The sequence below is a fragment of the Roseivirga echinicomitans genome (assembly GCF_001592935.1).
GTDB lineage: Bacteria > Bacteroidota > Bacteroidia > Cytophagales > Cyclobacteriaceae > Roseivirga > Roseivirga echinicomitans.
In genome coordinates, this window is record NZ_LRDB01000051.1 from 189,662 (window position 1) to 201,726 (window position 12,065).

Here is a 12,065-nt window from a genome sequence, read left to right on the forward strand (position 1 = left end):
TGAATTCGGTAAAATTAACTATTTCGTTCAAACAAAATATTCTGTTTGAGCATAGTATGATAGAAACGAAATGCGTTGGTTTGTGTTTAAATTAAAATTTAACTGTGTTCATCGAGGCATAGATCGCTCAAGATTTATTATTTTAGCTGAATAGTCAAAGTCAAATGCAAGGTATACAAGAACGTACGATCAATGATTTAGTAGCTGAGAACCATGTTAGGGCTTCGGTGCTTTATTATTTTGGGGTTAATTTTTACGATAATCAGGAAAGAACTTTGAAAGAAGTTTGCACCTCTTGTGGTTTGAATATCAAGACTGTCATAAAAAGTTTGGAGTCTGAGCCAAAGAAGTCAGAGGTAAGCGAGCTAAGGCTGATGGCCTACCCAATCGACCTTGTGGTGGAATATTTGAAGCACGCGCATTCAGTGTTCGTGAAAAAGCGTTTGGCTTATATAGCTCAATTGATTGACAGTTTGGGCGTGGTGAACTATCGTTACCAAAGCTTGGCGCACGATTTAAAGACTGTGTTTCCCTTATTTGTTGAAGATTTTATCCATCATATTCACGAGGAAGAAGATTCTCTTTTCGTCTATATTCAGCAGCTGAGAGATTTCCTTTCAGGAGAAAATCACGGCACCAAACTTTTCTATACCATGGAAAAGATATCCATTCATGAATTTGCTGTAGATCACGAAGAGCATGAGCATGAAATGGATGGTCTTCGGAAAATCACCAATAATTACACCTATTGCGAAGAGGCAGACTTACATATCAAAGTGCTTTATGAAGAACTGAAAGCCTTTGAAGAAGACTTACTCATCCATGCTAAAATTGAAGATGATATTTTATTACCAAAGGCACTTCAATTAGAAAAACTGGTCAAACTTCGTTTTTACGATATTATCAAACAGAATTAATGGGCAGAATCCTCGCCATAGATTATGGCAGTAAGCGTGTTGGCATGGCTGTCACCGATCCACTTCAAATTATAGCATCTCCTTTAGATACAGTTCACAGCAAGGATGTAATCCAGTACTTGAAGGATTACGACAAGGCTGAAAACATTGAGTCCTTTGTATTAGGAATGCCAATGAATTTAAACAACCAACCTACGGATGCTACTTTGGGGGCTCAACAATTTGAGAACCTACTTAAAAAGCAATTTCCAGAAAAAGACGTTTATTTGCAGGACGAAAGGTTTACCTCCAAAATGGCCATGGACGCGATGATAGCCGGAGGGATGAAAAAAAAGGATAGAAGAGAAAAAGGGAATATCGATAAAATAAGCGCAACCATTATTTTACAGTCCTTTTTGGAAAGCAGATAGCATGATTTACCCAATAGTAGCTTACGGAGACAATATTTTAAGAAAAGAAGCCAAAGAATTTCATCGGGATTCTGAAGACCTTACCAAGCTGGTTGAAGCGATGTATGACACTATGAATAACGCCAATGGTGTTGGTTTGGCGGCTCCGCAAATAGGATTGTCCAAAAGACTTTTTATAATCGATTCTACTAAAATGGAAGAGGAGGAAGGAAAAGGCGTTAAGCGTGTTTTTATTAATCCCGAAATTCTAGACGAATACGATGAAGAATGGAGCTTTGAAGAAGGCTGTTTAAGTATACCCGATGTACATGGCGATATCCTTCGTCCTGAAAAACTAACCATTCGCTATTTCGATGAACTTTGGAACGAACACGAAGAAGAGTTTGATTCCATGACGGCTCGAGTAATTCAGCACGAATACGATCACCTCAATGGTGTTCTTTTTACTGACTATATCAAAGGATTAAAAAAGCAGATGCTCAGGGCTAAACTCCTTAATATTTCCAAAGGCTCGGTAAAAACAGATTACCGAATGAAATTTCCGAGTAAAAAATAACCCCCAAGTTAAAGAGTAATAGAAGATTCAGATCAGAGTCGGACGTTCCGTCAGACTTGATACTAGGCAGGGAACTACGAATATTTTTCAAAAGTATTTGAGGCTTTAAGCTCCATATCCTCCGGTCTGACCTTTGGTGCCGACCTTAAAGCAATAGAGAATACCTTCCCCATTAAAACCATGGATTGTCACTAATATAATTACGGGCTTTGTTGGGAAGCATTAATCCCTATTTTTGTGACTTCCTTAAAAACCATAAAACCGAATTATGCAGCAGCTCAACGATTTTCTTTCCGTCATAGATAGTTACATAGGTAGCGCAGGATGGTTTCCATTCGCTCTTTTGGGAGTAGGTCTATTTTTTACTATTTACCTTAAATTTCCTCAAATAAGATACTTTGGCTTTGCCTTTAAAATTCTAAGAGGAAAGTTTGATAAGGCTGGTGATCAGGGAGATACTTCTCATTTCCAGGCCTTAACCACAGCGCTTTCTGGAACTGTGGGTACCGGAAACATTGCTGGTGTTGCACTTGCTGTTCACCTAGGTGGCCCCGCTGCTTTGTTCTGGATGGTAGTTACTGCTGCCATTGGTATGTGTACCAAGTTTGTAGAAGTTACGCTTTCTCATAAATATCGTGAAGTAGCACAAGATGGTACAATGGCTGGAGGGCCTATGTACTACATGAAGAATAAGTTGAATATGAAGTGGCTAGCGGTAGTTTTTGCTGTAGCTACAGTGCTTTCTTCTTTTGGTACGGGTAACATGCCGCAGATCAATAGTATTTCTTCGGCATTGAAATCAACTTTCGCCATTGAGCCTTGGATGACAGGAGCGGTTTTATCTGTTATTTTAGCATTTGTTATTATTGGCGGGATTAAAAGAATTGCTTCGGTGACGGAGAAGTTAGTGCCAGCCATGGCCATTGTTTATTTCATAGGTTGTTTCTCTGTGATTTTTGCCAACCTAGAAAACTTGATTCCATCAATCACTTCGATCTTTTCGAGCTTATTCACGACCACGGCAGCTACTGGTGGCTTTTTAGGAGCAACAATAATGTATGCCTTTAATGTTGGGGTAGGTAGAGGTCTTTTCTCTAACGAAGCAGGTCAAGGTTCTGCACCCATTGCGCACGCATCAGCCAAAGGACACGAGCCAGTATCTGAAGGAATGGTTGCGATTTTAGAGCCATTCATTGATACTATTATCATTTGTTCGATCACAGGTCTTACACTTCTTTCTTCCGGTGTATGGCAAGAAAAACATTTGAATGATTTTGCAGTAACTGACATGTCGATTCTTGCTGGTCATGATTATACTGATGATAATAAACCAGGTAGAGTCGCTTTAAAAGAGCACTTGTCAGGAGAAAATCCATTGCCAGTATTTGACGGAATGCTTCAAGTAGAGAACGGAAAGATTACGAGTGTTGTAACCGTAATTCATGCCCGGTCTTTGGCTGAAGACATTACAGTAAACGAATCTTTTGGAGGCTCACCGCTTACAGGTGAGGTTGAAATCTCTAATGGTAAACCGGTGGATGGAAGTATTTCATTTTATGGTAAATCGTTAATTCATAGTGTTCCGCTTACGGCCATTGCCTTTACCAAAGGTTGGTTTGGTGACTACGGGCAATACATTGTATCCATTGGTATTCTGTTGTTCGCCTTTAGTACTGCCATTTCATGGTCTTACTATGGAGATAGAGCGATGACATTCTTATGGGGTTCTGGTTCAGTGAAGTATTATAGAATTGTATATGTGGCTGGTTTCTTTATTGCTGCCATTGCAGATACGACTATTATATGGACAGTAGCTGCCATAGCCATTGCTGTGATGACCTTGCCTAACTTGTTGGGTATTTTCTTACTGAGAAAGGACATGAAGAGCACTATTGCGGATTACTGGAAAGGAATGAAAGAAGAATTCCCAGACGAGAAAACGCCTGAATAATAATTCAGTTTAAAGAATAAATGGAGCCGTCTTAATTCAGTTTGAGATGGCTCTTTTGTTTTCATTCCATTAAATTGCGTCATGAAAATTTGCTTCGCTACCAACAATAAAAACAAGCTTAACGAAATCTCTCAGATTTTAGGAGATCAGTTTGAACTAGTCTCTTTAGAGCAAATTGGTTGTACGGAAGAACTGGCAGAAACGCAGGATACGCTTGAAGGGAATTCCTTACAAAAGGCCGCCTATGTTTTCGAACATTATGGTATTCCTGTTTTTGCAGATGACACTGGGCTAGAAGTGAATGGCTTGAACGGAGAGCCGGGAGTTTACTCCGCTATGTATGCTGGGCCAGAAAGGGATTCCAGTATGAATATGGCAAAAGTGTTGGAGGGGCTTAAAGTGACTGACGATCGCTCGGCAAAATTCAGAACGGTAATCACTTATATCGAAAACGGTGAGCCAATCCAGTTTGAAGGAATAGCGGAGGGAGTAATTACTATGGAAGTTAGCGGAAAAGGTGGTTTTGGTTACGACCCTATTTTTCGACCAAAAGGCTATGATAAAACCTTTGGAGAATTACCATCAGAAATAAAGAATACGATTAGCCATAGAAAAAGAGCCTTCGATAAACTTATCAATTTTTTGAAAGGCAAAGAAGGTAAATCAGTTTAGGTTACTACTTTTGCAAAATGTCTGAGCATAAGCCGTATATCATTGGAATCACAGGAGGGAGTGGATCGGGGAAAACACGTTTTCTTCGTTCGCTAATCGAAAGCTTTGATTCAGGAGTAGCCAGTATTTCCCAAGATGACTATTATAGGCCTCGAGAACATCAATTGGTGGATAAAAATGGTGAGTTCAATTTTGACCGACCAGAGTCTATTGATTATGAGCATTTCGCTAGCGACCTTTTGGCTTTGAGCAATGGAAAGGACGTAGAAAAACAGGAGTATACCTTCAATAACCCTAATGTTCAACCCAAAAATATAGTAATAAAAGCCGCACCAGTAATTTTGGTGGAGGGGATTTTCATCTTTCATTACCAAAAAATATCTGAATTAATCGACCTAAAGGTCTTTGTGGATGCAAAGGATTACATTAAGCTGCAGAGAAGATTAACCCGCGACAGAGTTGAAAGAGGTTATGATGCGGATGATGTGCTTTATAAATATGAGAACCATATTATGCCATCGTATCAGAAATATATAGAGCCGCATAAAGAACACGCAGACATTGTAGTGCCCAATAATACTGATTTTGGAGTAGCCTTAGATGTATTAAAGGCATTCATTCAGTCGAAAATAAATGAGCATACCGTATGATTGTAAAGTCTATTCTATAAATTTGACACGCTAAATGAAAATGTCACCAAAAATATCAGGCATCAAAAGGACCCTCTTCTATGTATTAGGGGTGATGGTGGCTGTATTTGTAGTGGCGCAAGAACTTATAGACTACCAGAGTTTAAGGATTGATTTAGCTTCAGAATCAACTGATCAGCAACAAACCGATGATCAAGGAGATGAAAAGGAGATTGTATATGACTACACTTGTGAATTGGCTTTGCCATCTACAGTGGTTCAGTTGCAAGCCTTTATTCCTGTTTTTATAGGAACAGTCATCAGAGAGTCTGAAGAAAAACAGATTCAATACCCTAGCGTTTCGCTATCCGATTCGCCTCATTACAAGAATCTTTTCCGAAAGAAAATATCCCCGAACGCCCCATAGGCTTTCTTTCTTATAGCATGAGTCTTCTGCTATAAACACGCACGCACAAAACAAACTTTATTATATCAGGAGTATATGAAGCTAGTTGTCATTCATTTAGATAACGAACCTCGGAAAACCTCCAAATGATTAACTAACCATAAACCAAAATGAAAAATAAGAATACCATAGTCCTTCTGACAGTGATCATTACGGCTCTGTGTCTTTATTACCTTGGGATTACCTTTTTCTCAAGAGGAATTCAGCAAGACGCAGTTGATTATGCTAAAAATGAAGCTGGTGTAATAGACCAGCAAAAGAAACAATCGTACCTAGACTCAATTTGGAGAGAGCCTGTACTCAATATTTTAGGTGCTGAGTTTACTTACCAAGAAATCAAAGAATATGAATTGAACCTTGGTCTCGATTTACAAGGTGGAATGCATGTTACCTTGGAAGTTTCCCCTATAGCTATTATAGAGGGGCTTGCTGGAAATAGCAAAGACCCACAGTTTAGAGCAGCATTAGCACAGGCAGATGAAGCGCACAAAACGAACACCCAAGCGCCATACTCGAGCTTATTTGAAACAGCTTATGCTGACGTCACCTCTGGTGGGCAGTTGAGCAAAGTGTTTGCAAATGCAGCCAACAAAGGCAGAATTGAGTTTGGCTCAACCAATGCTGATGTAATGAAGGTGGTTAACGAGGAGATCGATAACGCTATTGATCGTGCCTTCCAAATTCTTAGAACTAGGATTGATAGGTTTGGTACATCACAGCCAAACATTCAGAGACTTCAAGGAACAGGTAGAATCCAAATTGAATTACCAGGGGTAGATAACCCACAGAGGGTAAGAAAACTATTACAAGGTGTAGCCAAGTTAGAGTTCTGGGAGGTTTATGGAATAAGTGAAGTTTCTCCTACGCTTTCTGCTATTAATGATGCACTGTTGAAAATTGAAGCAGCAGACAAAACAGTAAAGCCTACAACCGACTTGGCTTCTGAATTGAAAGCTGAAAGTGCTGATGGACAAGAAAATTCTCTTGAAGATGAATTGTCTGGTGATACTACAAACACTGTTGAAGAAGATTTGGCTACTCCAGGTCAATCAAAGTTCTTCGCCTTAATGAAACAAGGTACTTCAGAGGGCTTTTTCTACGCTCTAGAAGATACTGCGAAGATTAACAAGGTGCTTAAGAATCCAAGTATTACAAAACTCTTCCCAAGTACTTTAAAATTCTTATGGGGTGTAAAGCCTGCTGAGGGAACTGAATTGCTAGAGCTTTACGCCATTAAAATGGGTAGAGGTGGAGAATCTCCTTTAACGGGTGAGGTAATCATAGATGCTCGTCAATCTTTGGATGAAATGATGAGACCAGCTGTAAGTATGCAAATGAACGCGTTGGGAGCAAAAAAATGGAGAAACATTACTGGGGCGAACATTCAAAGAAGAATTGCAATTGCCCTTGATAACTATGTTTATACTGCTCCAAATGTTATTCAGGAGATTGGAGCAGGTAGCTCATCAATCAGTGGAAACTTTACAATAGAGGAAGCAGAAGATCTTGCAAACATTCTAAAAGCCGGCTCACTTCCGGCACCAACAAAAATTGTAGAAGAAGCTGTGATTGGCCCAACTTTGGGTAAAGAAGCACAAAGACAAGGGGTGACTTCAATTTTGGCCGGTTTGGCCATTGTGGTTATTTTCATGATTTTCTATTATGCTAAAGGAGGAATTGTAGCGAACGTAGCTTTGCTTTTCAACATCTTCTTTATTCTTGGGATCTTGGCCAATTTAGGTGCCGCGCTGACCTTGCCTGGTATTGCAGGTATCGTGTTAACCATTGGTATGTCCATTGATGCCAACGTACTTATTTTCGAAAGAATCAGGGAGGAAATGCGAAACGGTATCCCGCTTTTGCAATCGATAGCCTCGGGTTATCAAAAAGCTTACAGTTCTATTATTGATGCGAACGTAACCACTTTCCTTACAGGTGTTATCCTTTACGTTTTGGGTCAAGGTCCATTAAAAGGATTTGCAGTAACCTTAATGATTGGTATTATATGCTCATTCTTTTCAGCGGTATTCATTACTAGGGTAATTATTACCTACATGACTAAGAAAGGAAATGATAGTAAACTAACGTTCGATACTCCTTTGTCAAAAGGCTGGTTGAACAATGTTCATTTTGACTTCTTAGGTAAAAGGAGATTGGCTTACCTTATGTCAACGATTGTGATTTCAATTGGTATCATATTGATGGCAACCAACGGATTGAGACTAGGTGTAGACTTTAAAGGTGGTCGTTCTTATGTAGTGAATTTTGATGAAGCGATGACCGCTTCTGATATCAAAACGTCACTTTCTGGAATGGAGACCTTCGCTAATTCAGGTATCGAAGTGAAAACTTACAATACTGCGAATATGCTTAAGATTACCACGTCTTATTTGATCGAGGATGAATCGGTAGAAGCAGATGCTGCTGTTAAAGGCGCGTTGACTGATGCATTGAGTCAGATTACTAATAAGACATTTGTAGATGGAACTGTTGATAATGTAGAGGCTGGTCAATTTATAATTGGCGGGTCATCTAAAGTATCTCCAACTATAGCTGATGATATTAAAAACTCATCACTTGAATCGTTTGGTTTGGCTATTCTAGCCATCTTCTTCTATATCCTTATTAGGTTCCGAAGATGGCAATTCTCACTGGGTGCAATTATCGCCTTGGTGCATGATTCATTAATTGTATTGTCTGCATTTGCTATCGCTGGCTTGTTTGGAATTAACTTCGAGGTAGATCAGGTATTTATTGGAGCCTTGCTTACAATCATGGGTTATTCTATAAACGATACCGTGGTAGTGTTTGATAGGATTCGTGAGAACTTGCAGCTTAAAGGATCGAAAGACTTAGTGGGTACATTCAATGAGTCAATTAATAGCACCATTAGCCGTACTTTGATTACTTCAATGACTACTTTGATTGTAGTTGTTGTCCTATTCATCTTTGGTGGAGAGGTACTAAGAGGCTTCTCTTTCGCTTTCATGGTAGGTATTATTGTAGGTACTTATTCTTCAATCTTTATCGCATCACCAATTGTGGTTGATTTGTCTAAGAAAACATTAGGGAAAGCAGCAGATAAGGAGCAGGAATCTGCTAGAGCTAAGCTAAGCGCTAAAGCGGCAGCTACTGCCAATCAATAGAAAGGATTGGTTTAAATCATAAAACTTAAAGGAGTCTCATTGAGACTCCTTTTTTTGTGCTTACACTAAAATTCTTCATTAGCTTTGTAACATGAAGGCTAAGGTAGAAAAGCGAATACTGGTAGTTCTAGTAATCATCATCAGTATTTGTTTACTGCTACTGTATGTGGTGGGGGTTGATAACTTCTCCGATCCAGTAATGGCAAAATATTGGTTAGAGTTTGTTCTGTATCCGTCTTGTTTGGCTGTGTTAATCCTTATTTGGCGGCTCACCTTAGATAAGAAGATCGAAGGGAAAGACCAGCGTGAAGAAAATTTCAAAAACTTAAAGCGCGACAATTGAACATTGATATCTCAACTCCTGCATTACTTTTTCCAGCCATTACGCTCTTGCTGTTGGCTTTTACTAATCGCTTTGTGGCTTTGGCTACCCTTGCACGTGGTTTAAGGCAACGGTATTTAGATCATAACGATCCGCCCGCTACAATACTTGGTCAAATCAAAAATTTGAAAGTGCGCCTTTTGTTAATTCGGAACATGCAGGCGCTGGGAATTGCAAGCTTCTTCTGTTGTGTTTTGAGTATGGTGCTTATGTACTTGCGCGAGCAACAAACTGCCGATCTCATTTTTGGAGCGAGCCTTTTTCTTCTACTTGCTTCACTCATACTTTCCTTTATCGAAACCCAAATATCCACCAAGGCGCTCAACCTCGAACTGAGCGATTTAGAGCGAAAATCTAGCAGAAAGATCTGAAATAGCCTCTTTTGACGATTTTTTCATTCATTGGTTATTCTTCGTTTAATCGCTTGATAATATGACTGCTGTCTTTTCATGGCAGATGTGATTTCTATTTACTTTTTGATTAAAATTTTCAGCTATTCCCTCTGGAGTCAATTTTTTTTTTAATCAAAATACTTGTCTAGACAAGTATTTTGATTAAATTCAACTAGATTTACCATCTACTTATGGATTTCGGTAAGACTCTCTTTCACTTAAATAGCAATCTTGGCTATAATCTTTACCGCACCTACCTGCTCTTTCATAGAGAGTTAATTAGGGCGCTAAAGGGGTATTCAGTTACCCCAGAGCAATGGCAGGTATTGATTATGCTTTGGAATCACGGAAGCGTAACTCCAACTGAAATCAGTAGGGTTACACTTCAGGATTTGCCTTCAATTTCTCGCATGCTTGTGCGTATGGAGCGTAATGGCTGGGTTGAAAAGGAAGGCAATGAAGCAGACGGAAGGTCTTTTCGGGTAAAACTTACGCAACGTGGTGTGGAGAGTAAGTCCGAGATGATGATGTCAATGGAGGTACACTTTGCCAAATTTCTAAAGAGTGTCCCCGCACAAACGAATTACAGCATAAAACAGGAGCTTGTAAAGCTGCGCACAATGCTAGGAGATTACACACCCAAATAATGGCAGACGGTCAGGTCATTTTGAAGCTGGTTTAGCTTCAAATCTCTAATGTTTAGTTTAACGGAGAAACCGGTTAGGAACCTTAGGTTCCTAACCGGGAGATGACTCAAATAAAATTATTTGCACTTCCTCCCTTTTCCCCCTAGATTCCGATTCTAAAAAATACTCCCTTGATAGATTTACGAAGTGATACCCTAACCAAGCCTACTCCTGAAATGCATGCGGCCATGATGGCAGCCGAAGTAGGCGATGATATGTTTGGTGAAGACCCGACAGTAGCTGCGCTCGAGAAAAAGGCAGCTGATATGTTTGGGATGGAAGCGGCACTCTATTGTGCTTCTGGCACCATGACCAATCAAATTGGAATTCGTTTACATACCACTTTGCAGGACGAGGTGATCTGCCATAAATATTCGCATATCTACCTTTATGAAAGTGGTGGGATTATGTCAAATTCGGGGGTTTCTGTTCGCTTACTTGAAGGCGACCAAGGTAGAATTACAGCGAAAGATGTAATAGCTGCAATTCAGCCAGACGATATTCATTCACCAGTTTCAAGAATGGTTTCACTTGAGAACACCATGAATAAGGGCGGGGGCAGTTGTTATGACTTTGATGAAATTTTGGCCATTAAAAAAGTCTGTACTGATAACGGACTGGCTTTTCATTTGGATGGCGCCAGACTGTTCAATGCCTTGGTAGCTAAGAACCAGAAAGCAGAAGATTACGGTAAAGCTTTCGATACCATTTCTATTTGTCTTTCTAAAGGTTTAGGCGCTCCGGTAGGTTCTTTGTTATTAGGATCCGCTGATAAAATTAGGCGTGCAAAGCGCGTTCGTAAAGTAATGGGTGGTGCCTGGAGACAGGCGGGATACATTGCTGCTGCTGGTTTGTATGCTTTAGAAAATCATATTGAGCGCTTGGCGGAAGACCATAAAAATGCCCAAATCATAGCCGATACTTTGCAAAGCTTAGATTATGTAGAAGAGATTTATCCTTGTGAAACGAACATTCTGATTTTTAGAATAAGCGACCGATATACCAACGAATCCTTTTTAGCCAAACTTAAGGAGCATGGTGTTTTGGCTTTTGGCTTTGGCCCTCAGCTGATCCGTTTTGTAACGCATTATGATTTCACTCAAGATCATTTGACGGATCTTCTACAAATACTGAAAAAGCTTTAAAGCTTGATGTTGAAATGGGTACACAATCCTTAAACTCCCTTTAAGTAGATTTTGATTAGGTTACGGTGGTGATCCGCATGGTGAATGGTGAAGTACATCATTTCTCGGATGGTAATTTTACCCAGTAGTGGATGAGGAAAAATGAACTCATCCAGCTGTGCTTCGGTCCATTTATCGAGTTTTTGATTTATGGATTCGATGTTGTTTTGAAGCTGGTTAATGAGTTTTTTCTTCTGGTTAAAATCAATTTTTTGAGGAGTAAAAGCTGCACTGGCTACTCCACCCAAACCAAGTTTTTCTTTATAGCGTCCCACCAGTTGGTCAAAGGTTTTTGAAGGGCGATTGGCTTTGCCGAATCTGAACTTGATCAAAAATTTAGGTAAGCCCATTCCTTTATGTAATGGAGAAGTACTTTTAATCAGGTGCTCCATTTGCTGTCCAGCCGACCATTTCCCTTCTGGTGCATACTCAAATTCATCTTTGGTGAGTGAGTCGCAGCTGTTTACAAAGTTTAAATAGGAAGAAGTAAGTGCCTCTTTGATTTGATCTTTTTTCATTGTTTTTGTCCTTAAATTGAAGGTAGGACTTCTTTCTGTGAAGGACAAAAAGAAAACCGAGCTATCCTTCTGATGGCTTGGTTTTCAACTAAAAAAACACTCTGTTATATACTACTTTAACTTATGGAGTGACGGCTAAGAGTGGATCTCTCCTAA

Annotated in this window: 13 protein-coding genes; 12 read left to right on the forward strand and 1 reads right to left on the reverse strand. The window is 39.7% G+C overall.

The genetic code is table 11. The features are described from left to right. Positions 1-164: 164 nt before the first annotated feature. From AWN68_RS18085 to AWN68_RS18140, 12 genes are all read left to right on the forward strand, one after another. Positions 165-917, forward strand: coding sequence for a hemerythrin domain-containing protein (locus tag AWN68_RS18085; RefSeq protein ID WP_068419025.1), 753 nt, complete (start codon positions 165-167; stop codon positions 915-917). Beyond that, entirely contained in the window at positions 917-1,327 is a 411-nt protein-coding gene (gene ruvX, locus AWN68_RS18090; RefSeq protein ID WP_068419026.1) for a Holliday junction resolvase RuvX, read from the forward strand. The genes AWN68_RS18085 and ruvX overlap by 1 nt, the downstream gene beginning before the upstream one ends. Before the next feature lies 1 nt (position 1,328). Beyond that, positions 1,329-1,883 (forward strand): peptide deformylase, encoded by a 555-nt coding sequence (gene def, locus AWN68_RS18095; RefSeq protein WP_068419029.1) that lies wholly within the window; start codon positions 1,329-1,331, stop codon positions 1,881-1,883. Positions 1,884-2,151: 268 nt separating this feature from the next. Further along, positions 2,152-3,834, forward strand: a complete 1,683-nt coding sequence (locus AWN68_RS18100) for an alanine/glycine:cation symporter family protein (RefSeq protein ID WP_068419032.1) — start codon at positions 2,152-2,154, stop codon at positions 3,832-3,834. Between the two features lie 81 nt (positions 3,835-3,915). Continuing rightward, the gene (gene rdgB / locus AWN68_RS18105) at positions 3,916-4,506 is read left to right on the forward strand and encodes an RdgB/HAM1 family non-canonical purine NTP pyrophosphatase (protein ID WP_068419035.1); all 591 of its coding nucleotides are present in this window, start codon (positions 3,916-3,918) and stop codon (positions 4,504-4,506) included. Positions 4,507-4,523: 17 nt separating this feature from the next. After that, positions 4,524-5,156 (forward strand): uridine kinase, encoded by a 633-nt coding sequence (udk, locus tag AWN68_RS18110; protein WP_068419037.1) that lies wholly within the window; start codon positions 4,524-4,526, stop codon positions 5,154-5,156. Positions 5,157-5,190: 34 nt separating this feature from the next. Beyond that, positions 5,191-5,562, forward strand: a complete 372-nt coding sequence (locus tag AWN68_RS18115; RefSeq protein ID WP_221405745.1) for a hypothetical protein — start codon at positions 5,191-5,193, stop codon at positions 5,560-5,562. Between the two features lie 149 nt (positions 5,563-5,711). Then, positions 5,712-8,747 (forward strand): protein translocase subunit SecDF, encoded by a 3,036-nt coding sequence (secDF, locus tag AWN68_RS18120; protein WP_068419043.1) that lies wholly within the window; start codon positions 5,712-5,714, stop codon positions 8,745-8,747. Positions 8,748-8,838: 91 nt separating this feature from the next. Beyond that, entirely contained in the window at positions 8,839-9,090 is a 252-nt protein-coding gene (locus AWN68_RS18125) for a hypothetical protein (RefSeq protein ID WP_068419044.1), read from the forward strand. Next, on the forward strand, positions 9,087-9,500 hold the full coding sequence (locus AWN68_RS18130; RefSeq protein WP_068419047.1) for a DUF2721 domain-containing protein: 414 nt from the start codon (positions 9,087-9,089) through the stop codon (positions 9,498-9,500). Before AWN68_RS18125 ends, AWN68_RS18130 begins: the two co-directional genes overlap by 4 nt. A gap of 212 nt (positions 9,501-9,712) precedes the next feature. Next, complete coding sequence (locus AWN68_RS18135) at positions 9,713-10,168, forward strand: MarR family winged helix-turn-helix transcriptional regulator (RefSeq protein ID WP_068419049.1); 456 nt, start codon at positions 9,713-9,715, stop codon at positions 10,166-10,168. A gap of 170 nt (positions 10,169-10,338) precedes the next feature. Beyond that, entirely contained in the window at positions 10,339-11,352 is a 1,014-nt protein-coding gene (locus AWN68_RS18140) for a threonine aldolase family protein (protein ID WP_084362932.1), read from the forward strand. Between the two features lie 29 nt (positions 11,353-11,381). Here the strand turns inward: AWN68_RS18140 and AWN68_RS18145 are convergent, their stop codons facing one another. Continuing rightward, positions 11,382-11,909, reverse strand: coding sequence for a DinB family protein (locus AWN68_RS18145; RefSeq protein WP_068419051.1), 528 nt, complete (start codon positions 11,907-11,909; stop codon positions 11,382-11,384). Positions 11,910-12,065 lie beyond the last annotated feature (156 nt).

What these genes read in the sequence shown, in the direction of transcription:
- AWN68_RS18085 (WP_068419025.1), top strand. Translation starts at nt 165, where the DNA reads ATGCAAGGTATACAAGAACGTACGATCAATGATTTAGTAGCTGAGAAC.
- ruvX (WP_068419026.1), top strand. Translation starts at nt 917, where the DNA reads ATGGGCAGAATCCTCGCCATAGATTATGGCAGTAAGCGTGTTGGCATG.
- def (WP_068419029.1), top strand. Translation starts at nt 1,329, where the DNA reads ATGATTTACCCAATAGTAGCTTACGGAGACAATATTTTAAGAAAAGAA.
- AWN68_RS18100 (WP_068419032.1), top strand. Translation starts at nt 2,152, where the DNA reads ATGCAGCAGCTCAACGATTTTCTTTCCGTCATAGATAGTTACATAGGT.
- rdgB (WP_068419035.1), top strand. Translation starts at nt 3,916, where the DNA reads ATGAAAATTTGCTTCGCTACCAACAATAAAAACAAGCTTAACGAAATC.
- udk (WP_068419037.1), top strand. Translation starts at nt 4,524, where the DNA reads ATGTCTGAGCATAAGCCGTATATCATTGGAATCACAGGAGGGAGTGGA.
- AWN68_RS18115 (WP_221405745.1), top strand. Translation starts at nt 5,191, where the DNA reads ATGAAAATGTCACCAAAAATATCAGGCATCAAAAGGACCCTCTTCTAT.
- secDF (WP_068419043.1), top strand. Translation starts at nt 5,712, where the DNA reads ATGAAAAATAAGAATACCATAGTCCTTCTGACAGTGATCATTACGGCT.
- AWN68_RS18125 (WP_068419044.1), top strand. Translation starts at nt 8,839, where the DNA reads ATGAAGGCTAAGGTAGAAAAGCGAATACTGGTAGTTCTAGTAATCATC.
- AWN68_RS18135 (WP_068419049.1), top strand. Translation starts at nt 9,713, where the DNA reads ATGGATTTCGGTAAGACTCTCTTTCACTTAAATAGCAATCTTGGCTAT.
- AWN68_RS18145 (WP_068419051.1), bottom strand. Translation starts at nt 11,909, where the DNA reads ATGAAAAAAGATCAAATCAAAGAGGCACTTACTTCTTCCTATTTAAAC.